Raw genomic sequence first — 21642 nt, forward strand, 5'->3', positions numbered from 1 at the left:
CCGGGCCGCTCAGCGGTCGGGGACCGTCGGGCGGTCGGCGGCGGTGATCAGGTCCTCGAAGGACAGCGGGGTGCGGGGCGTCGGGGCGGCGTCCCCGGCCGCGCGCGTGGTCAGGCCGTCCAGGGCCAGATCGAGATGGTGGTGCAGCACCGCGCCGTCCGGGTCGAGCCGGTCCAGGCCGCCGGGGAGCGGGCGGGACAGCCGGATCGAGAGCAGGACCAGGTCGCCCATGCCGACGTCGGGGCGCAGCGTGCCCGCCGCGTGCGCGGCCTCGATCAGCGCCTCGACGGTACTCGCGGTCGCGGTCCGGATCCGAACCAACTCGGCGTCCACGACCAGTCCTTCGAGGAGTACCAGGATGACCGCCCCCATCCGCAGATCGGCCGCGGCATGCACGAAACGCCGAACCGCCGCGAACGCGTCGTCGTCCACCGTCGCCGCCTCCTCGGCGGCCAGCTCCAATCGGCCCAGCAGATCCCCGGTGAGGTCGCGGACCAGCGACTCCCGGTCGGGATAGCGCCGGTACAGCGTGGCGGGCCCGATGCCGGCCCGGCGCACGATCAGGTCCAAAGGCGCCTCCAGACCGCGTTCGAGGAAGACGTCCCGGGCCGCGTCGAGGATCCGCCGTCTGCTGCGTGCCGCGTCCGCGCGCATGGTGCACCGTCCTTCGCTGGTCGGGGTGTACGGGAAGGGTCGACCACACCCGAGAGTTAATCGGAGAGTTTCTCTCCGCCTATGCTACCGTTCTCAAACCGGAGAGAAGTTCTCCGCTTGATTTGGAAGGAGCAGATTATGGGCACCCCCGGCACCCGCACCGAACCCCTCACCATCCGCACCGTGATCGACGGCATCGAGCACCCGGAGCAGGACGTCCTCGACTGGGAACTGAACCGCGCCCGGACCGCGCTCGCCCTGCTCAAGGCACGAATCGGCGACGAGCGCACGCGCGAACTGCTCGCCCCCGACCTGCTCGCCGCGGACGAGGCAATGGCCCCGTTGCCCGGTACCGCGCACGGCGAGTGGCGGTCCGCGGTCACCGAGATGGAGGTCGAGGGCATCGACGCGCACACCTTCCTGACCTGGTGGCAGGGCCGGCTCGGCAGCGCCGACCGGGTCGCGCTGCTCGCGGCCAACCCCGAGCACTACCTCGCGAACTCCGCCGACGGCGTGGTCGAGATCATCGAGACGATCGGCTCCGGGCCGCTGCGCTTCTTCCTCACCTTCCACGACGGCGTCGCGATCGCCGACCCGGGCCACGAGACCTACCCGGTACGCATCGGCGGCACCGGCCGACTCGCCGACGGCACCGAAATCGCCCGCGTCATGCACGAGTTCGGCGACGGCGCGAACGGCCTGCGGATCCGGCTGACCATCCAGTTCCCGACGAGCGCCCCCGAGCACGTCTTCGTCGGCCACCAGTGGCACTTCGCCTGCGAATTCCGCAACTGGCTGGAAGCCGCCCGCCGGGCGGCCTGACCCACCTCGCCGACTCGGCCCGGCGCTACTCTCCGGCCACACCACCAGCCTGTGGCCCTACCTCCTGGCCCCATCCCTCGGCGCCCTCCCGGGTACCGACCTGTACCGCCTGCTCACCACCATCCGCCGACACCACGGGCCCACCCCGCCGGGCAGGTCGGCCGTTCCCGCTTCGCCGCCGACACCACGGTGAGCGCGTCGCCCGGTCGGCCGACGGGCCCGGGCGCCGATCGACGCCTCGGGCCCGCCGGCTCGCGTCATGCGATCGCGGTGAGGTATCCGTCCGCCTCCTTCAGGCGACCGCGACGGTGCAATTCGTCGATGTCGGAGTCCAGGAAACCGCGGATGTCCCGACCCATCCGTCGCCAGCCGAAGAACTCGCAGGCGTGCCGGACCAGTTCCTCCCGAGACATGCCCGGGCACTCGGCGGCCAGTTCGTACAGCGCCAGTTGCCTTTCCGCCGGCGCGATGTGCGCGGCTTTGCGCGGTGCCTCGCCCTCCGCCGGTACCCGGGCGGCCGGCCGCTCCCGGTCGGTCACATCCAGGAACTCGCCGTCGACCCCGACCCGCCCGGTGCGGACGAGACCACGCACCACTTCCTGCACGTTTTCACGGATCCGGGCGCCCGCCCGGGCCACCCCCCAGGCCTCCCGCGCGCGCTGCACCAACAACTCCTCGTGGATGGGCCCCTCGACCCCGACGACCCGGGTCAGGATGTCGCGCAGCGCGGGGCGGGCCTCCGGGGTGTGCAGTTCGTACGGCGAGCCGGCGATCGACACGCACACCTCGTACCGGGAACTCCACGGCCGGTCGGGCTCGGTGTCGACCGGGACCCGCTCATGCTCCACGGGTGCCGGGACGGTCGGCGACATGCCGTTCCGCGGGCCGGGAACATCGGAGGAGGTCGAGGTGTCGGGGAGCCGGACCGGCGGCCCCACGTCCGGGACACGGTCCGGCTCGTCCCCGGCAGCGGACGTCGCCGGCCTGGCCGCGGTGGTCGTCGACATCGGTCCCCGTTCGATCGCCGCCTCGACCGCGGCGCGCAATCTCGCCTCGGCGGCGGCCCGCCCGCGATACCAGTCGGTGCCCCAGATGCGGTGGAGCCGCCAGCCCAACCCGGCAAGCACCTCCTCCCGCAGCCGATCGCGATCCCGAGCCGTCCTCGACGAGTGGTACATCGCACCGTCGCACTCGATGCCCAGGGCGTAGGAACCGGGGAACTCCGGATGCCGTACCCCCATGTCGATGCGGTATCCGGCGACCCCGACCTGCGGCTGCACGCAATGGCCCCAGTCGCGCAGCACCTGCAGCACCGACTCCTCGAAGGGGCTGTCCGGTTCGGCGTCGGCCTGGATCACATCCTGCGCGAGGACGGCCGGGCCGTTCTCCGCGTAGTCCAGATACCGCTTGAGGTGCTGAACACTCTCGTTCGTGCCATCGGCCAGGCTGCCGGCGCGGAAGGAGGCGACGACCTCCATGCGCAAGCGCGCCCGGGTGACGGCGACGTTGAGGCGGCGCCAACCACCACCCTTGTTGATCGGCCCGAAGTTCGTGCCGAACTTGGCGTTCTCGTCAGGGCCGTACCCGATCGACATGATCATCACGTCCCGCTCGTCGCCTTGGACCGATTCGAGGTTCTTGACGAAGAACCCGTCGAGCCGATCCTCGGTGAAGCAGTGGTCCAGGTCGGGACGCAGCAACCGGGCCTGTTGAACGGACTGATCGATGGCCGCGGCCTGAGCCTGGGACAGGGCGACGACGCCCAGCGTGCGGCCGGGTCGGGTGTCGAAGTGGTGGATGACCCGCCGGGCGACCATCTCCGCTTCCAGGCGGTTGTCCCGCCGTCCGCCGCGGTCGTAGACACCGTGCGCGTGGAAGTACTCGACACCGATGTCGTTGCCGTGGTCCAGCGCCCCGGGAAACGTCACCATGGAGTTGCCGTAGAACGACCTGTTGCTGAACGTGATCAGGTCCTCGTGCCGGCTTCGGTAGTGCCAGCGCAGCGACAACTCGCGCAGTGCACCCGCCTTGCAGGCGTGCAGCAGGGACTCGAAGCTGTGCGGAGCCTCCTCGTCGTATTGGTCGGAATCGTCCTCCACCGACGAGTCGAAGAAGGATGTCGGCGGCAACTGCTTCTCGTCGCCCGCCACGATCAGCGAGCCCGCCCGGTACACGCAATTGATCGCGTCGGCCGGGCGCACCTGTGACGCCTCGTCGAAGATCACCACGTCGAAGTGATAGTCCGGGGGCAGGAATTGGCTCACCGTCAACGGACTCATCATGAAGCACGGCTTGATCAGCCGAACGACTTCGCGGGTGCGACCGAGCAGTTCCCGCACCGGCATGTGACGACGCTTCAGCTCCGCCTGTTGCTTGATCACCAGGGCCGGCCCGCCACTGAAACGGCGTGGGCGGCGCGCGTTGCATGCCTCGATCACGGCTCCGCTCGCGGCGGCGACGAGCCGACGATCCGCCTCCCGGAAGTCGGCCACCCGGGCGTCCAGGTCCGCCGAACGAGTGGTGGTGAGGCGGGGATCCGTACCGAGCAGATCGTCCGCCCAGCACTTCAGCACCGCCTGTTCGACGACGTCGGGCAACTGCTCGGGAAGAACGCCTCGTTCGACGGCACGAGGAACGAGTTCCTCGACACCGTGCCGGGCCAGCACGTCCAGTCCGGCGCGGTGGGCCTGCCATTCCTCCGGGCCGCGCGGGTCGTCCCGGAGCTCGTCGACGGCCTGCCGGGCCTGATCGAAGGTGCCCAGCAGGGCGGCGGACAACCCGACCCGACGAGGTTCCTCGAAGAGGTCGAGCAGCGCTGTCGAGGACTGCGCCCAGCGCGCGATACGCAGCGTCGCGACGTCGCACCAGTGTCCCAACGCGCCACGGACGTCCCGAGCCACCAGTCCCGGCACCGGGTCGAACTCGACGCCGTCGGCCAGACGGGACACCAGAATGTCCCGCCGACCGATGCCTCGGGTGAGTTCGGCGATTCGGTCCGCGATGTCCAGCACCGCCCGCAGGGACGGCAGGTCGTCCGCGCCGCGCGGAAGGCAGGGGCCCAGCGCCTCCTGATGCAGAGTCATCAGCCGAGTGACCTCGGCCGCGGCGTCGTGCCAGGCCAGGGCGTCGGTCAGGCGTTGGGGCACGGTCTTGTGCCAACCGGCGCGGGTGAGCGCGACCGCCGCCGCGCGATCCTCGCGATACCGGGAGGACAGCCGCCCGAACACACCCCGGTGCTGCTCGGCGAACCTCCCGATCAGGGCAGGCAACTCCTCTGCTTGCAGGACCTGTTCACCGAAGACGTCCTCCGCTGCCGCACGCGCGACCGCGCAGGCGGCAAACGCGACCTGCAACTCCCCGGCCGCTCGATGTGCCGCGCGCAGCCCGTCCTCGTCGAACCATCGTGCGGGCGGCCGTCGGGCCGCGGAGGTCAGATCGACGAGTTGCAGCAGGCCGAAGGCGGCCTGCATGCTCTGCGGCTCGGGCAGTGCGAACAGCTCGGCCAACCGCGCAAACCCGGCGGAGGGATCGTCCGAGAGCCCGGCACCGGCGGTGCCGACCGCGGCCGGGTCTCGTCCGGGCAGGCCCGCCTCCAACGTGGTCACGACCCTGCGTAGGTCGGGCACGGCGCACGGTTGGGGAATGGTGGCCCCGAACGGACGACGCTCGGCAGCCGTACCCAGGTCGGCGAGTGCCTCGGCGGCCTCGGCGAGCACAGCGGTGGGAGCGGAGTCCCTCTTCAACCCGCGCCAGACGAACGCCTCACGTTCCGCCGCCGGCCGCCAGGCCCGTCCGACGGCGCCCGCCGCCGCCACGATCGACCCCAGGTGTCCGGCTTCGAGTCGGCGGATCGTGTCGGTGCTCCGCGCGCCGAGGGTGAGTTGCGGCGTGTCCGCCTGCTCCAGCAGCACCAGGCGGCCCAGGACGTCGTGCAGGGAACGGCCGAGCGGTTCACGAGTGTGGTTCATCGCCGCCGCATAGGCGGACAGCTCCTCGCGCAGGCGACGGGCCCGATCGAGTTCGTGCTCGGCCGCCCCGGTGATCCGTACCTCGGTGGTCAGCACCCGCTCCAGCTCGGTCGCCACCGCCTTCTTGCCGGTGTCACCGCTGTGCAGGGCCATTACGAAGTCCCCGAGGCCGACACCTCGGAGCCGATTACGGACGACGTCGAGCGCCGCGGCCTTCTCGCTGACGAACAGAACGGACCGGCCGGCATGCATGAGTGCGGCGATCATGTTGGTGATCGTCTGGCTCTTGCCGGTACCGGGCGGACCGCTCATCACGAAGGAACGCCCGTCCAGCGCGGCCGCGATGCACTGCCGCTGCGAGGAGTCCGCGTTCAGCACGAGCGGGGTCCGCTCGGGCAGTTGGATCTCGTCGATGCGGTCGATCTCGGGCGGCTCGAAGTCGATCAGGTCGTCGGGCAGTCCCGCGTCGGGGCCGAGGCCGACGGCTCGCACCAGCGGATGGGCCAGGATGCGCTCCTCGTTCTGCTGGAGGTCCTGGTACATGGCCTCCTTGTGCGACGAGAAGAGGCCGAGCACCACGCGGTCCTCGACCGACCAACCCTGCTGCGTGCCCGCGACCTCCCGGGCTGCCGACAGGACCGCGTCGGAATCGAGCACGTCGCAGTCGGCCACCGTGCTCCAGTCGACACCCAACTGCTCCAACTTGACCGCGAGCGCGGGATTGTGGATCCGGTCCTGGTCCTCCGCCAGGTGCAGTCGCGTCTGCCTCCGTGCGTCCCGACGAAGCTCCACAGGTACGAGCAGCAGCGGAGCAAAGCACGTCTCCGCGGCGCCCGCCTCCCGCCACTCCAACATGCCGACGCCCAGCCAGAGCACCCACAAGCCGTAGTCGATGTACATCTGACCCGACTTCTGCCGCAGTTGGTAGAGCGACGCGTCCAGCCCCGCCTGCGTGTTCTTCCGGGTCACCAGGCCGTCGGCACGACCGGTGCGGCCCGCCTCCGAACCCAGGTCGTACGCGAGGAAGGTCTCGGTGCCCGGTTCGGCCTCCTCCGCCTCCGTGCCTGCCTCGACCCGTCCGTCGGACTCGACGGGAGCGAACGGCCAGCCGCGAGCGAATCCGGCCAACACGGCGGCGGCGTCCGGCGCGACGACCTCCAGAGTGGCGATGCGGGTGTGCCGGAAGTTCAACAGCCGGTTCCGCCCGCCCAGGTCGAGCAGCGAGTCCCGCCAACCGCCCAGGACGCCCCTCAATCGCGCGAGCGCCGCGTCGTCCCCACTGCCAGGCTGCGCAACTCCGGCCGTTCGCGAACTCTGCATGCAGACGTACCTCCGAAGCGGATACGCACAGGAGGCACCCCACCTCGGCCCCCCGGCCGCAGTAAGTATTCAGTGCCGGCAGTCCGACGCACCAGTCACCCGAACAGCCGTCCCCATAAGGCCCATCGGACGATCGACGACTCCGAAACACCCACACCGTGAACCGCGTTCGCGGCGCGTGGCTTCGGCTTTATCGCGCACCGCCGCGGCCCCGAAGCCGACGCGACAACCCCTGCGGCCCACAGCTCTGCGGACGACCAATTTCTCACGTTCGGTGACATCGATGGAGTTGGGCCGGCGGCTGATCCACGCCGCCAATCATTGCCAAATCGGTCCAAGATCGATTTTCGGGCATCCACGCGCTTTTCCCGTAATAAGCGGAGAATGAAACGGAAGTCTTGGTAAAGTTTTGGCAATGCAGAGGCTCCCGGTGCCGACCGTGACACCCCTGTGACTATCGTTCTGCGATAAGGCGATCGGTTCGACGTCGGCCATCCCGGTCGACACGATCGCCTCCGCCGAATTCGGGGACGAGTTTTGGTGACGGTGAGTGATCGCCGTCGTTGCGACGCGAAGCCGGAACCGGGGACCCTCGCAGTCCCTGGGGTGAATCGGTGCCTCGGCACCGTAGGGCGTCTTCTTCCGCCCGAACCCGTCAGCTAACCCGGTAGGCGGCCGAGGAAGGAGACCCGCCACCAGTGGCGACCCAACGTCGATCCGGGCAGCACCGCAAGCCCAAGCCGCGCACCGCCGTGCGTACCGCAGCGACCGTCGTCACGGCCGCGGCGACGATGACCGGCGTGATGACCTTCGCCGGCACCGCGAGCGCCGACCCCGCGCAGTCGTTCCAGCAGACCAAGGATCGCGTCAACCAACTGCACAGCGAAGTGATCAAGGCCACCGAAGCCGCCAACGGCGTCGACGAGCAGATCACCAAGCAGCAGGGCACGGCGAGCCGGACCCAGGCCCGGATCACCGAGGAACAGGCCGCGCTCAACACCCTGCGCGACCAGATCGGTGTCCTGGCGGCCAACCAGTACCGCACCGGCGGCCTGCCCCCGTCGCTCTCGCTCGCGCTCAGCGGCGACCCCGAGGGCTACCTGCAGAAGTCGCAGATGATGTCCCAGCTCGACGGCCAGCAGGCCGCCAAGCTGAAGCAGATCGCGGCGCAGGCCCGCGTCCTCCAGCAGGACCGCACCGAGGCCACCGCCCAGCTCTCCGCGCTGGAAAAGCTGCGCACCGAGCTGAACACGCACAAGAACGAGATCCAGACCAAGCTCGCCGAGGCCCAGCGGCTGCTGAACACGCTGGACAAGAAGCAGCAGGACGAGATCCTCAACTCGAACGAGCACAAGAACGACACCGGTGCGCGAAGCGACGCCGACCGCAGCTCGCGGGACAAGCCGGACTCGCCGCCGCCGGCGACCAACATCCCGGCCTCCGGCCGGGCCCAGGCCGCGATCAACTTCGCGCTGGCGCAGATCGGCAAGCCGTACGCGCCCCGGGGCGTGGGTCCCGGCTCGTACGACTGCTCGGGGCTGACCCAGGCGTCCTGGAGGGCGGCGAACGTCTCGCTCAGCCGCACCACCTGGACCCAGGTCAACGACGGTCCCAGGATCGCCAAGAGCGCCCTCCAGCCGGGCGACCTGGTGTTCTACTTCTCGGACAACTCGCACGTGGGCATGTACATCGGCAACGGCCAGATCGTGCACGCCCCGCGACCGGGCAAGAACGTAACCAAGGCCCCGCTCGACTCGATGCCCTTCTACGCGGCCATTCGCCCCAGCTGAACAACCCCCGCACACACGACGCCCCCGGCCGGAAACCCGGCCGGGGTTTTGCATACCCCGGCCCGTCCGGGCACCGATTCGTCGACACATCACGCCCGGACCGACCCCGAAAATGCAAAAGGCCCAGATCAGAAACCAACTGACCTGGGCCTTCGAGGAGCCGCCTAAGGGAGTCGAACCCTTGACCTACGCATTACGAGTGCGTCGCTCTAGCCGACTGAGCTAAGGCGGCTTGTCGGTCCACCTTGAAGGTGGCGACAGGGAATGAGTGTACACACCCGTCGGGGTGGTCCACACGCGGCTTTGGTGGGGGTCAGCGGCAGGTCTTGCCCTTGGTGGGGACGGTGCCCTGGGTGAGGTAGTCGACCACCGTGCGGTCGACGCAGTCGCTGCCTCGGCCGAAGGCGGTGTGGCCGTCGCCGTCGTAGGTCAGGAGGCTGCCGGAGGCCAGTTGGCCGGCCAGGGACTGGGCCCAGGAGTACGGCGTGGCCGGGTCGCGGGTGGTGCCGACGACCAGGATCGGGGCGGCGCCCTCGGCCCTGATCGGGTGCGGCCGGCCGGTCGGCGGGGTCGGCCAGGAGGCGCAGGTCAGGCCCGCCCAGGCGAGGTTGCGGCCGAAGGTCGGCGAGTCGGCCAGGTAGCCGGGCAGCTCCCGCTCGACGTCCTCGCGGGACGTCGCGGCCGGCGGCGCGTCCAGGCAGTTCACCGCCGCGTTGGCGGCCATCAGGTTCTTGTACTTTCCGTCCGGACCACGCTCGTAGTACTGGTCGTTGAGTTCGAGCAGCGGCTGCCCGTCGCCGCGCAGCGCGGCCTCCAGCGCCTGTCGCAGATCCGGCCACTGGTCCTTGGAGTACAGCGGCGACAGGATGCCCGTGGTCGCGATCGACTCGGTGACCCTGCGGGTCCCGTCGCCGGACAGCGGGCGGGCGTCGAGCTGTTGGAGCAGGCCGCGGATCCTGGCCAGTCCGGCCTCGCGGGTCGCGCCGAGGGAGCACGAGCCGCCGCCGACGCAGTTGTCCAGGAACGCCGCCAGCGCGGTCTCGAAGCCACCGCCCTGCACCTTGTTGGCGGCCACCGCCGGCTGGCTCGGATCCATCGCGCCGTCCAGGACCAGCCGGCCGACCCGCTTGGGGTACAGCTCGGCGTACGTCGCCCCGAGGAAGGTCCCGTACGACGCGCCCAGGTAGTAGAGCTTCGCGTCGCCGAGGGCCGCCCGCAGCAGGTCCATGTCGCGTGCCGCGTCCACGGTGCTGACGTGGCCCAGGAGGTCGCCCGAGGCGGCCTCGCAGGCCCGCCCGTACGCGCCGGTGCCGTCCAGCCACGCCTGTTCCTCGTCGGGAGTGTCCGGCGTCGCGTCGAGCTGGGTGAAGGTGTCCATCGCGTTGTCGCTCAGGCAGCCGATCGCGGTACTGCGACCGACGCCGCGCGGGTCGAAGCCGACGATGTCGAACCGCTTGCGCAGTTCGGCCGGATACCTGGTGGCCGCGTACTGCGCGAAGTCCAGGCCGGAGCCACCGGGGCCGCCCGGGTTGAGTACCAGCGAGCCGATGCGATTCGCGCCGACGGCGGGCTTCCTGATCACCGCGAGCTTGATCTTCGGCCCGTCCGGCTTGGCGTGGTCCAGCGGCACCTGGAGCGTGCCGCACTGGAAGCCGCCGGTACACGCGGTCCACCCGATCGGCTCGACCGCCGCGGTCGGCGGTGCCTGGTCGATCGCCTTGCCGTCCGGGTCGCCGGTCGCGGGCGCCTTCGCCGTGTCCGCGACCCGGTCCGGCGACTTCGCCGACGATCCCGAGCCGCATCCCGCCACCAGGAACAGGCCGATCGCCGCCGCCACGACCCTCGCGCACGAACCCCGCATCATGCGACCCGCTCCTCGACTAGCCCGGTGGAACCCGTGCACCACGCACCGCGCGGCGTGCACCCCCTGGGGAGGGTAACCACGCAACCCCGCGATACACCCCAACGACGCGACGACCCGACGCCTCGCCCCCCCGACGAAGCACCCACGCCACGCCCGACCGCCGATCAACTACACCGCTTCCCCTTGGCCGGCATCGTCCCCCGCAGCAGGAACCCCTCCACCGCCCCGTCCACACACGCGCTGTTGCCGCCGTACGCGGTGTGCCCCTCGCCCTCGAAGGTCAGCAGCGTCGCGTCGGCGAGCTGGCCCGCCAGCTTCTCCGCCGAGGCGTACGGCGTGGCCGGGTCACCCGTCGTACCGACCACCAGGATCGGCGCGCTGCCCTGCGCGCGGATCGCGTGCGGCTTCGTCGGCGACTTGAACGGCCAGTCCTCGCAGCTCTGTCCGGTCAGATCCTCGGCGGTGACATCGCGCGACAGCAGCGGCGCCTCGGCCTTGAGTCGGGTCAGCGCGGCCTGCACCTGCGCCGGCGTCGGAGCGTCCCCGGACCCGTCCGCACAGCCGATCGCGATGAACGCGTCCGAGCTGTTGTCGTAGTGCCCTTCCTCGTCCCGCCCGTTGTAGTTGTCGGCGTAGAAGAGCAGGGCGTCCGGCGACTTGCGCACGATCGCGTCCGCGAGCGCGTCGCGCAGGTACTTCCACGCGGTGTCCTTGTCGCCGTAGAGCAGGCTGATCACCCCGGTCCAACCCATGCTGGAGGTGAGCTTGCGGCCGCCCCGGCCGGTGAGCGGGTTCTCCTGGAGACCGTCGAGGAAGTCGGCGGCCCTGGTCGGCGCGGTCTTGGGATCGCCGCCCAGCGCACAGCCGGAACGCCCGGCGCAGTCCTCGGCGAATCGACGCAACGACCGGTCGAAGCCCACCTGCTGCTCGACCGACGCGCTCAGGTTGTCCGCGGCCGGGTCCACCGCGCCGTCCAGGACCAGTCGACCGGTGTGGGTCGGGAAACGTTCCGCGTAGGTGGCGCCCAGGTAGGTGCCGTAGGAGAAGCCGAGGTAGTTGAGCTTCTCGTCGCCCAGGGCCGCGCGCAGCACGTCCATGTCGCGGGCGGCGTTGTCGGTGCCGACGAAGGGCAGCAGTTCGCCGGAGCGGCTCTGGCACTCCGCCGCGTAGGTCCGGTCCCGTTCCTTGGAGCGCGCCTCGGCCCGAGCCGGGTCCTCGGGCAGGTCCTCGGCCACGTACGCGTCCCGCTCGGCGTCGGTCATGCACTTCACCGGCGCGCTGCGGTCGACCCCGCGCGGGTCGAAGCCGATCAGGTCGTAGGCGTCCTGGACCGGCTTGCCGATGGTGTCGTCGGCCATCCACCACGCCGCCTCGACGCCGGAGCCGCCCGGACCGCCGGGGTTGAGCAACAACGAACCGATCCGCTGTCCGGGCTTGGCGGCGGTCTTGCGGGTGACCGCGATGTCGATGGTCTTGCCGGTCGGCCGGGAGTAGTCGAGCGGCACGGTGAACGTCGTGCAACGAAACGCCTTGGCCTGGCTGCGCTGGTCGGCGTCGTCGCTCTCGCACGCCTTCCAGGTCGGCTGCTGGGTGTAGAACCGCGCCAGTCGGGGATCGGGGTCCCCGGGCGTGGCCGGCCCCTTGGCGCCGGCCGCGGTGGGCCCGACCGCATTGGGCCGAGCACCCCCCGCGGCATCACCGAGATCGGACGCGACCGTACAACTCGCGACTGTCGCGACGGCGAGCGCGATCGGAACCGCGCGGCCGAGGAGTCCCACCCGGGATATTCGTATCACGCGTACTGCCTACCATCGAACGAAAAGTCACGCACGAGCGGTACGCGCCGGACCCGGGCCGCGATCCCGCACCGCAGGGTTCCCGGCCCGGTCCCGCGCCGCGTCACGCCGCCGGGGTCCGCGTGTTGCGGCCGAGGAAGGTGAGCGCTTCCGGGAGCTGACGCACTATGTCGCCGGAGGCCCCGCCCGAGCCCGTGATCGCCTTGACCGCGGTCGGCGCCTTGGCCTTCGCGGCGAATTCGCTGCCGCCGGTCTGACCGGAGAGCAGGATCTGTACGTCGGGCCGCGCGTCGAGCAGCTTGACCGGCTCGTTCGCCGCCTTGGCCGCCTTCGTCGCCGCATCGAGGTCCCACAGCGGGGACTTGAGCGTGGTCCGGCCGGACAGGCTGACCGCCGCCGCGTAGTACTGCGGGTACTGCAACGCGTACTTGACCGCGCACAGGCCGCCCGAGCCGTCGCCGATCAGCGCCCACGAGGCGCGGTCGGCGCTCGCGCGGAAGGTCGCCAGCACCGCCTCGCGCACGTCCTCGTTGTGGAAGGTGGCCATCCTGGGCCGGTTCGGCACGTCGCTGCACTCGGTGTCCTTGGCCGCCGTCCGACCGGCGTCCGCGTCCGACTTCGGGTACGGCATCAGCTCGGGCGCGACCACGATGTACGGCGGAACGGTGCCGGTCTCGATGCCCGCGACGAGCTTGGGCAGGAACGCCACCGAGTCGTCCACGAAGCTGTTCGACTCGATGCCCGGCAGGGCCGACTGGGCCACCAGGACGGGGTAGCTGCGGCCCTGGTTGGCGGGCGTGTCGTAGCCCGGCGGCAGCCAGACCCACACATCGGCGGTGACCCCGGACCGGCCGCCCGCCAGACTCATCCTGTTCAGCGTGCCACCGGACTTGGTGCCCACCTTGGTGAAGTTCTGCGGCGCGGCCTTGGGTCGTCCCGACGTGGTGCCGGACGGTTCGGCCGACGGATCGGCCTTGGTGGAGGACGCGACGTTCTGCTTGTCGTCGTCGGCGATCCCCTTGTACGCGAAGGTGCCGCCGACGCCCGCCCCGACCACGACCAGCGCGAGCAGTCCGATGCCCAGCGGCGAACGCACCCCACGCCTGCGCCGAACGGACGCCGGGTCGGCCCCGATCGGCCGGGGCTCGGGGACCCGCATCGGCTCGTGTCGAGTCAGCGCCGCAGGCGCCGAGGAGGTGAGCTCCACCGGCGCGAACGGCAGCGGCGCCTCGACCCGACCCGGGCCCGGCGCCGCGGCGCTCGTCGGCTCGGACCCGCCCGTCGGCTCCGCCGACCGGACCCGTGCGGTCGGCACTGCCCGGGTGGTCGGCGCGGTCGGCACCGGTTGCCCGGACTCGCCGCCCCGCCCGTCGGCCGGCGGCAACGCGACGGCCCGGGGCCGCTGTTGGGCCTTCAGGTAAGCCTTCGAATCGGCCTTTGCGTCGGCCGTCGCATCACCCGGCGAAAGGCTCTCGACCGGATCGGCCGCCGCACGCGACTTGCGCGCCCTCAGCACGAGAACGACAACCGCCCCGAGGGTCACCGCGATCAGCAGACCTTTGAGCGTCCTGGTCACGGAACGCAACCCCGCACCGTCCTTCCGAACCTCACCAGCCACAATGTTCCCGCGAACTCTCCCACGATGACGTCCGAGTGGGGGTTCCGGGTTCCGTCCGAAGGACACCTCCGCTCCAAGGAGTGAAGGACCGAACCGAACACACGTACAAACAACCGAACGATGCCGTCGACCCACCCACCGAGCGGGCGCCCGGCCGGGCGAACGGGCCGCCGGGCCTCACCCCGTGCGCAGGGTCAACACCATCGCCTCGACCGCGAGCAGCGGGGCCACGTTCGCGTCGATCGCCCGACGGCAGGCCAGGATCGCCTCGATCCGACGCAGCGTCGCCTCCGGCGTGGAGCCGCGGGCGATCGTGTCCAGGTCGGCGCGCAACACGTCGTTGGCCAAGGGCACGGCGGCGCGCAGTTGCAGCGCCAGTACGTCCCGGTAGAAGGCGGTCAGGTCCACCAGCGCCCGGTCCAGGCAGTCCCGCTGGGTGCGGGTGGCCCGCTTCTTCTGCTTGTTCTCCAGTTCCTTCATCACGCCGGCCGTGCCGCTGGGCATCCGGCCGCCGCCGACCGCGCCCAGCGCGGCCCGCAGGTCCTCGGTTTCCCGGCCGTCCAGGTCCGCCGCGACCTGCTTCGCGTCCTCGGCGGCCGCGTCCACCAGTCGTTGTGCGGCGGCCATCGCCAGGCCGATGTCACCGACCACCATCGGGATCCGCAACACGTCGGCGCGGCGCCCGCGGGCCTGTTCGTCCAGGGCCAACCGGCGTGCGCTCTTGATGTCGCCGCCGGACGCGGCCGCGGCGAACGCGGCCATCGCCGGGTCGATACCGTCCCGCCGCATCAGCAGATCGGCCACCGCGCCTGCGGGCGGCGTGCGCAGGGCCACATTGCGACAGCGCGAGCGGATCGTCGGCAGCGCGTCCTCCAGGGACGGTGCGCACAACAACCACACGGTGCGGTCGGCGGGTTCCTCGATCGCCTTGAGCAGTACGTTGCCCGCGCCCTCGGTGAGCCGGCCCGCGTCCTCCAGGATGATCACCTGCCAGCGTCCGCCCGCCGGCGTCATGACCGCGCGCCGGACCAGGTCGCGGGTCTCCTTGACGCCGATCGACAACAGTTCGGTGGCGATCACGTCGACGTCCGCGTGGGTCCCGGTGAGCGTGGTGTGGCAACCGTCGCAGTGCCCGCAGCCGGGCTCGGCGCCCAGGGCCAGGTCCGGGCTGACGCACTGCAACGCCGCCGCGAACGCACGCGCGGCGGTCGCCGTGCCGACCCCCGGCGGTCCGGTGAACAACCACGCGTGGGTCATCCCGCCGACGCCCTCGCCCGCGAGCACCGCACGCGCGGCGCCCGCCGCGGTGCGCAGTTGCTCGGCGACGCGATCCTGCCCGACGAGGTCGTCCCAGACGGTCACGCGCTCTTGTCTCCTCGTTCCGGTGTGCCCGGTACGACCGTACCGGGGTGACGTGACAATCGAGGCCACGTCACCCCCGGACGGACCCGGCCGCCCGGCGGACGGGCGAACCGGCGGAGTCCCCTGCCGGCGTCAGTCCTTGTTGCGCCGCCAGCGCCGCTTGCGCCCCGGCTCGGCCGGCTCGTCCTCGGACGCACCCGCCTGTGCCTCGTCCGCCTCGGACGCCTCCGGACCACCCGTCCACGGCCCGAGCAGATCGTCGGCCAGCGTGTGATCGCTCGGCGCGGCCGGCGGCGGCACCAGCGTGGGCAACGCGTGCGTCTCGTCCAGGCTCAACCTCGGGATCTCCCGGGTGTCCTCGGCCGCCTCGCGCAGTCGGATCTGCTGCAACTCGGTGGTGTCGGCGTCGTCCGCGGCCGGCTTGGCGATGCCGTGTACGGGCGTGTCCGCCATGGACGGGTCCGGCCGCCGAACGCCGTGCACCGGCGTCTCGGTCAGGTCGCCGCCCCGGCCCGGGCCCGCCTCCGCGGCCAGCGCGGCGGCCTCCTGCGCGGCGCGGGCCTGGGCCGACGCCGCGGCCTCGGCCGCCCGCGACGCCTCCCGCTCGGCCCGGCGACGGTCCGACTCCGCACGGCGCAGCGCGTCCTCCGCCCGGCGGCGCTCCTCGGCGGCCCGGCGCTCGTCGGCGACCCGGATCGCCTCCTCGGCGCGCATGCGCTCGACGTCGCGCGCCGCCGCGGCCTGCACCCGGTCGCGCTCCTCCTCGGCCAACCGCTGCCGCTCCAGCTCGGCCTCGCGCTCCTCCTCGGCACTGGCCCGGGCCTGCTCGGCCTGAAGCGCGGACGCCTCCTCCAACCGGCGGCGCTGTTCGTCGCGACGCTCGGCCTCCTCCTCGGCGCGCACCCGGGCCTCCTCGGCCCGGGTCTTGGCGTCCTCGGCGACCCGCTGCTGCTCCTCGGCCCGACGCTCGGCCTCCTGCGCGAGCCGGCGGCGCTCCGCCTCGGCGTGCAGCCGGGCCTCCTCGGCCGCCTCGGCCGCGGCCCGGGCCCGCTCGTCCGCCTCGGCGGCGGTGCGCCGGGCCTGCTCCTCGGCGTACCGCTGCTCCTCCTCGGCCAGCCGCGCGGACTCCTCCTCCAGCCGGGCCTGTTCGGCCTGGCGCTGGCGCTCCTCGCTCTCCGCCCGCAGTCGGGCGATCAGCGCGGCCTTCTCCGCGTCCCGGGCGGCCTGCTCGGCCTTGCGCCGGGCGTCCTCCTCGCGCATGCGCTTGGCCAGTTCGAGCGCCTGGCGCTTCTCCTGCTCGGACAGCGGCAGTTCGCGGTCGAGCCGGTGCCGGATCGGGGTGGTGACCGCGTCCGGCTCCTGGTCGGCGTCCACCACCAGGTAGCGGTCGGGGTCGTGCGCGGCCAGGTCCAGGAACGCGTGCCGCACCAACAGGTGGAAGTCGCGCGGCTCGGACTCCAGCCGGTCGGGCGCCTCGGTGAACCGGCTGTGGCCCACCGCCGGGTCCAGGTCGAGCAGGATGGTCAGGTCGGGCAGCAGCCCGTCGGTGGCCCAGCGCGAGACCCGGCCGATCTCCCGCGCGCCCAGGCCGCGGCCGGCGCCCTGGTAGGCGATCGAGGAGTCGATGTAGCGGTCGCTGATCACGATCGCGCCGCGCCGCAGCGCGGGCAGGATCACGGTCTGCACGTGCTCGGCCCGGTCCGCCGCGTACAGCAGCGCCTCGGTGCGCGGGTCGACCGGATCGCCGTCCAGGTCGAGCAACATCGCGCGCAGCCGCTTGCCGACCTCGGTCGCGCCGGGCTCGCGGGTGACCACGACCTCGTGCCCCTTGGCCCGGATCCAGGCCGCGATCGCGTTGGCCTGGGTCGACTTGCCCGCGCCCTCGCCGCCCTCCAGGGCGATGAAGAAGCCGGTGGCCCCGGCCGGTCGGCCGGTGATGTGGTCCTCGTTGCGGGTCGCCGCGGCAAGGTCGCGCAGGATCGGCACCCCGCGCCGGTCGTCCACGCTCAACAGCGCGACCCAGCCCAGGATCACCACGAGCGCGCCGGCGCCGGCCAGCACCAGCGCGGCCCCGCTGTAGTCGAAGGTGAACCGGTCCGCGATCACCCACGAGTGCGTGCCCACGTAGCCCGCGGCGATCGGCCCGGCGACCAGCGCCACGAACAGCACGATCCGCACGATCAGTTGGGCGAACGCGAACGCCCGGGCCCGCAGGTCCTCGCCGAAGTCCAGGCCGTACATGGTGTATCCGGTGACCCACGCGACGCCCGCGAACATCCCGAGCACGGCGGCCAGTACCGCGGCCACCACCACGTTGGCGACCGCGGCCAGGATCAGCAGGGTCAGTCCGGCGAACATCACCGCCATGCCGTACAGCCGCCGCCGGCTGAACGCCGGCACCACCCGCGGGCCCCACAACATGCCCGCGCTGACGCCCGCGATGAGCATCAGGAACACCGTGCCGTAAGCCGCGTTGCCCGCGTGCAGGCCGACCACCAGGAGCGGCGCGGTGGCCACCAGCGCGCCGCCCGCCAGGAACAGCGCGATCATCCCGACGATCAGGCCGCGCGCGGTCCGACCGTGCCCGAACACCTTGCGCCCGTCGGCGAGCACCTTGAACGGGTTGGGCCGCCGGGTGCTGACCGAGCGCCCACGCGTGGGCATCCGGATCAGGAAGGCGAACACCGCGGCGAGCAGGAACACCGCGCCCGCGGTGTAGCAGGCCAGGTTCGAGGGGTGCTCGACGAACATCGACACGTCGTGCGAGAACGCGGTGCCGATCAGCGCGCCGAGGATGAACAGCAGCGCCGCCGCCGGGGCCGCGCCGTAGGAGGTGACCAGGTTGAACTGGTTTGCGGTGCCCAGCCGTTGGCGCGGCACCAGGTTGGGCACGGTGGCGTCCCGGGCGGGTCCGGCGAGTGCGCCGAACACACCGATCGCCGCCGTCGCGCCCCAGACCCACCACATCTTGTCCACGAACGGCACGGACACGAGCACCAGGGCCCGGATCACGTCGCACGTCACCAGCGTCCAGCGCCGGTCGAGGTGGTCCACGATCGCGCCCGCCACCGAGGCGACCGCGGCCGCCGGCAACAACCGCAGCGCGAACACCACCGCGACGGCGGTGGCGTGCTTGCGGTAGTCGCCCTCGACGGTCCACAGCGCGGCCGAGGTCAGCGCCAGCAACGCGAGCCAATCGCCCAGCGCGGAGGCCGCGACCGCGAACCAGAAGCGGCGGAAGGGGCGGATGCTCAGCACGCCCCCGATGCCCTCTGTCGGTTCGACCTGACGGGGCGGTATCGCCGAATCCGGCGCTTGCTGCTCCGCGTGCGTCATACGGAGAACCCTAACGTCGTCACCTGACGGGAAACGGCAACCTCGACCGGATCCCCCGTGCCCCCGGCGGCGGACCGTAGCACAGGGCCCGATGTCGTCGCCGGAACCGACCGAGGCGGCGCCGGATCCCGCCGGCGCCGCCTGATCGATACGTACCGAGATATCCCTACCTCAGTCTTGTCGCCTCACGCCTTGTCGGCCGCGTTCTTCGCGCCGGCACTCGCCGTCGCCTTCGCGGCGGCCGACTTCGTGGTCTTGCCGTCGGCGGCCGTCTTCTTGGCCGCCGTCTTCTTCGCGGCGGTCTTCGTCGCCGTCGCCTTCTTCGCCGGGGCCTTCTTGGCCGCCGCCTTCTTGGTCGTCTTCTTCGCCGGGCCCTTGGCCCGCTTGTCCGCCAGCAGTTCGTAGCCGCGCTCGGGGGTGATCGTGTCCACCGAGTCGTCCGCCCGCAGCGTCGCGTTGGTCTCGCCGTCGGTCACGTACGGGCCGAACCGGCCGTCCTTGACCGTGACCGCCTTGCCGCTGACCGGGTCGGTGCCCAGTTCCTTCAGCGGCGGCTTGGCCGCGGCCCGACCGCGCGCCTTGGGCTGGGCGTAGATGGCCAGCGCCTCGTCCAGGGTCACCGTGAACAACTGGTCCTCGGTCTCCAGCGAGCGCGAGTCGGTGTCCATCTTGAGGTACGGGCCGTAGCGACCGTTCTGCGCGGTGATCTCGGTGCCCGTCTCCGGGTGCTTGCCCACCACACGCGGCAGCGTGAACAGCTTGAGCGCGTCCTCCAGGGTGACCGTGTCCAGCGCCATCGACTTGAACAGCGACGCCGTGCGCGGCTTGGGGCCGTTCTTCGCGGCGGCCTTCTTCGCGGTCTTCTTGGCCGGCTTGGCGCCGTCCGCCGGCGCGGCGGGCGCCTCGGGCTCGGGCAGCACCTCGGTCACGTACGGGCCGTAGCGCCCGTCCTTGGCCACGATCATGTGGCCGCTGACCGGGTCGATGCCCAGCTCGTGGTCGCCGCTGGGCTTGTCGAGCAGTTCCTCGGCCTTGGCCACGGTCAGCTCGTCCGGCGGCAGGTCGTCCGGCACGTCCGCGCGCCGCTCGCCGCGCTCGACGTAGGGGCCGTACCGGCCCACCCGCAACACGATGCCCTCGCCGACCGGGAACGAGTTGACCTCGCGGGCGTCGATCGAGCTGAGGTCGGTGACCAGGGCCTTGAGGCCGCCGAGGTGGTCCTCGTCCGGCCGGCTCTCGTCGCCGAAGTAGAACCTGCGCAGCCACGGCACGGCCTCGGTCTCGCCGCGCGCGATCCGGTCGAGGTCGTCCTCCATCTTCGCGGTGAAGTCGTAGTCGACCAGCGTGGCGAAGTGGCCCTCCAGCAGGCCGACCACGGCGAAGGCGAGGAAGGAGGGCACCAGCGCGGTGCCCTTCTTGAAGGTGTAGCCGCGGTCCAGGATGGTGCCGACGATCGACGCGAACGTCGACGGGCGACCGATCTCCCGGTCCTCCAGCTCCTTGATCAGCGACGCCTCGGTGTAGCGGGCCGGCGGCTTGGTCGCGTGGCCCTCCGGGGTGAGCTCGTCGGCGCTGAGGGCGTCGCCCTCGGTGACCATCGGCAGCCGCCGCTCGCGGTCGTCCAGCTCCGCGTCCGGGTCGTCCGAGCCCTCCACGTAGGCCTTGAGGAAGCCGTGGAAGGTGATGATCTTGCCGCTCGCGGTGAACTCCGCGTCGCGCCCGGGCAGGTCCGCGCCCTGGGCGAGGCCGCCGATGCGCACGGTCACCGACTGGCCGACCGCGTCCTTCATCTGCGACGCGACGGTGCGCATCCAGATCAGCTCGTACAGCCGGAACTCGTCGCCGGAGAGCCCGGTCTCGGCCGGCGTGCGGAAGCTCTCGCCCGAGGGTCGGATCGCCTCGTGCGCCTCCTGGGCGTTCTTGACCTTGCCCGCGTAGACACGTGGCGCGTCCGGCACGTACTCGGCGCCGTACAGCTCCCGCACCTGCGCCCGGGCGGCCGTGACGGCCGTCTCGGACAGCGTGGTGGAGTCGGTACGCATGTAGGTGATGAAGCCGTTCTCGTACAGCTTCTGGGCGATCTGCATGGTGCGCTTGGCGCCGTAGCCGAGCTTGCGCGAGGCCTCCTGCTGGAGGGTGGTCGTGCGGAAGGGGGCGTACGGGGAGCGGCGGTAGGGCTTGCGCTCGACGGCGCGCACGGTGAACGACGCGGATTCCAGCGCGGCGCTCAGCGCCCGGGCGCCGGCCTCCTCCAACTGGAGCACACCGGCGTTCTTGAGCTTGCCGTCCGGGCCGAAGTCGCGGCCGGAGGCGACCCGCTTGCCGTCCAGCGAGACCAGGCGCGCGTTCATCGTGCTCGGGTCGGTGGGGTCGCCCGCCCGGCCGGTGCCGAACACGCCCAGCAGGTCCCAGTACGAGGCGGAGGTGAACGCGCGGCGCTCCCGCTCGCGCTCGACCACCAGGCGGGTGGCCACCGACTGCACCCGGCCGGCCGACAGGCGCGGACCGACCTTCTTCCACAGGACCGGCGAGACCTCGTAGCCGTAGAGGCGGTCGAGGATGCGGCGGGTCTCCTGCGCGTCGACCAGTCGCTGGTTCAGCTCACGCGGGTTGTTCACCGCGGTGCGGATCGCGTCCTTGGTGATCTCGTGGAACACCATGCGGTGCACCGGCACCTTGGGCTTGAGCACTTCGAGGAGGTGCCACGCGATGGCCTCGCCCTCGCGGTCCTCGTCGGTCGCGAGGAAGAGTTCGTCGGCGTCCTTGAGGAGCTTCTTCAGCTTCGCGACCTGGGACTTCTTGTCCGCGTTGACCACGTAGATCGGCTCGAAGTCGGCGTCGACGTCGACACCGAGTCGGGCCCACGGCTTGCCGGCGTACTCCGCCGGTACCTCGGCGGCGCCGTTGGGCAGGTCGCGGATGTGTCCCACGCTCGCCTCGACCACGTAACCGGGGCCGAGATAGCCCTTGATCGTTTTCGCCTTGGCCGGGGACTCGACAATGACGAGTCTCAGGCCGTCGCGCGCGGTCTCGCTGCTCGGGGACACCTTCGCTTCTCTCTCCATCGTCGTCGGCAGCGGCCGTGCCCGGTTGGGCAAGGCCGTACTCCGGG

The 21642-nt window shown here is 71.5% G+C and carries 10 protein-coding genes, 1 tRNA gene and 1 riboswitch; of the genes, 2 read left to right on the forward strand and 9 right to left on the reverse strand.

Translation table 11 applies throughout. The annotated features are described in order from the left end of the window. Positions 1-9: 9 nt before the first annotated feature. Positions 10-654 (reverse strand): helix-turn-helix domain-containing protein, encoded by a 645-nt coding sequence (locus ACFXMF_RS23055; RefSeq protein ID WP_360312971.1) that lies wholly within the window; start codon positions 652-654, stop codon positions 10-12. Positions 655-792: 138 nt separating this feature from the next. Between ACFXMF_RS23055 and ACFXMF_RS23060 the strand changes: the two genes are divergently transcribed. Then, positions 793-1476: a hypothetical protein gene (locus ACFXMF_RS23060; RefSeq protein WP_379990129.1), complete on the forward strand. Its 684-nt coding sequence runs from the start codon at positions 793-795 to the stop codon at positions 1474-1476. Between the two features lie 257 nt (positions 1477-1733). Here ACFXMF_RS23060 and ACFXMF_RS23065 read toward each other — a convergent pair whose 3' ends face one another. Continuing rightward, a complete protein-coding gene (locus ACFXMF_RS23065; RefSeq protein ID WP_379989366.1) occupies positions 1734-6764 on the reverse strand; it encodes a DUF3320 domain-containing protein in 5031 nt (1676 codons plus the stop codon). A gap of 545 nt (positions 6765-7309) precedes the next feature. Then, positions 7310-7453: riboswitch (cyclic di-AMP (ydaO/yuaA leader) on the forward strand. Positions 7454-7462: 9 nt separating this feature from the next. Here ACFXMF_RS23065 and ACFXMF_RS23070 point away from each other — a divergent pair. Beyond that, positions 7463-8554 carry an NlpC/P60 family protein gene (locus ACFXMF_RS23070; RefSeq protein WP_379989367.1) on the forward strand — a complete coding sequence of 364 codons (1092 nt, stop codon included), beginning with the start codon at positions 7463-7465 and terminating at the stop codon, positions 8552-8554. 158 nt (positions 8555-8712) lie between these two features. Here ACFXMF_RS23070 and ACFXMF_RS23075 read toward each other — a convergent pair. From ACFXMF_RS23075 to topA, 7 genes are all read right to left on the reverse strand, one after another. After that, positions 8713-8786 (reverse strand) — tRNA-Thr (locus ACFXMF_RS23075). A gap of 81 nt (positions 8787-8867) precedes the next feature. Beyond that, positions 8868-10418 carry an alpha/beta hydrolase gene (locus ACFXMF_RS23080; RefSeq protein WP_360324147.1) on the reverse strand — a complete coding sequence of 517 codons (1551 nt, stop codon included), beginning with the start codon at positions 10416-10418 and terminating at the stop codon, positions 8868-8870. A gap of 164 nt (positions 10419-10582) precedes the next feature. Continuing rightward, positions 10583-12214: an alpha/beta hydrolase gene (locus ACFXMF_RS23085; protein ID WP_379989369.1), complete on the reverse strand. Its 1632-nt coding sequence runs from the start codon at positions 12212-12214 to the stop codon at positions 10583-10585. Between the two features lie 103 nt (positions 12215-12317). Next, a complete protein-coding gene (locus ACFXMF_RS23090) occupies positions 12318-13790 on the reverse strand; it encodes an alpha/beta hydrolase-fold protein (protein WP_379989371.1) in 1473 nt (490 codons plus the stop codon). Between the two features lie 219 nt (positions 13791-14009). Next, on the reverse strand, positions 14010-15194 hold the full coding sequence (locus tag ACFXMF_RS23095; protein ID WP_360324141.1) for a DNA polymerase III subunit delta': 1185 nt from the start codon (positions 15192-15194) through the stop codon (positions 14010-14012). 132 nt (positions 15195-15326) lie between these two features. Then, positions 15327-18530 carry a dTMP kinase gene (tmk, locus tag ACFXMF_RS23100; protein WP_360324139.1) on the reverse strand — a complete coding sequence of 1068 codons (3204 nt, stop codon included), beginning with the start codon at positions 18528-18530 and terminating at the stop codon, positions 15327-15329. Positions 18531-18715: 185 nt separating this feature from the next. Continuing rightward, positions 18716-21577, reverse strand: coding sequence for a type I DNA topoisomerase (gene topA / locus ACFXMF_RS23105; RefSeq protein ID WP_379989372.1), 2862 nt, complete (start codon positions 21575-21577; stop codon positions 18716-18718). Positions 21578-21642 lie beyond the last annotated feature (65 nt).

This window comes from Embleya sp. NPDC059213, from assembly GCF_042754445.1.
In the GTDB taxonomy this organism is placed as follows: Bacteria; Actinomycetota; Actinomycetes; order Streptomycetales; family Streptomycetaceae; genus Embleya.

Excerpts from the sequence above, each read along its gene's own strand:
- ACFXMF_RS23055 (WP_360312971.1), bottom strand. The coding sequence starts at position 654 with ATGCGCGCGGACGCGGCACGCAGCAGACGGCGGATCCTCGACGCGGCC.
- ACFXMF_RS23060 (WP_379990129.1), top strand. The coding sequence starts at position 793 with ATGGGCACCCCCGGCACCCGCACCGAACCCCTCACCATCCGCACCGTG.
- ACFXMF_RS23065 (WP_379989366.1), bottom strand. The coding sequence starts at position 6,764 with ATGCAGAGTTCGCGAACGGCCGGAGTTGCGCAGCCTGGCAGTGGGGAC.
- ACFXMF_RS23080 (WP_360324147.1), bottom strand. The coding sequence starts at position 10,418 with ATGATGCGGGGTTCGTGCGCGAGGGTCGTGGCGGCGGCGATCGGCCTG.
- tmk (WP_360324139.1), bottom strand. The coding sequence starts at position 18,530 with ATGACGCACGCGGAGCAGCAAGCGCCGGATTCGGCGATACCGCCCCGT.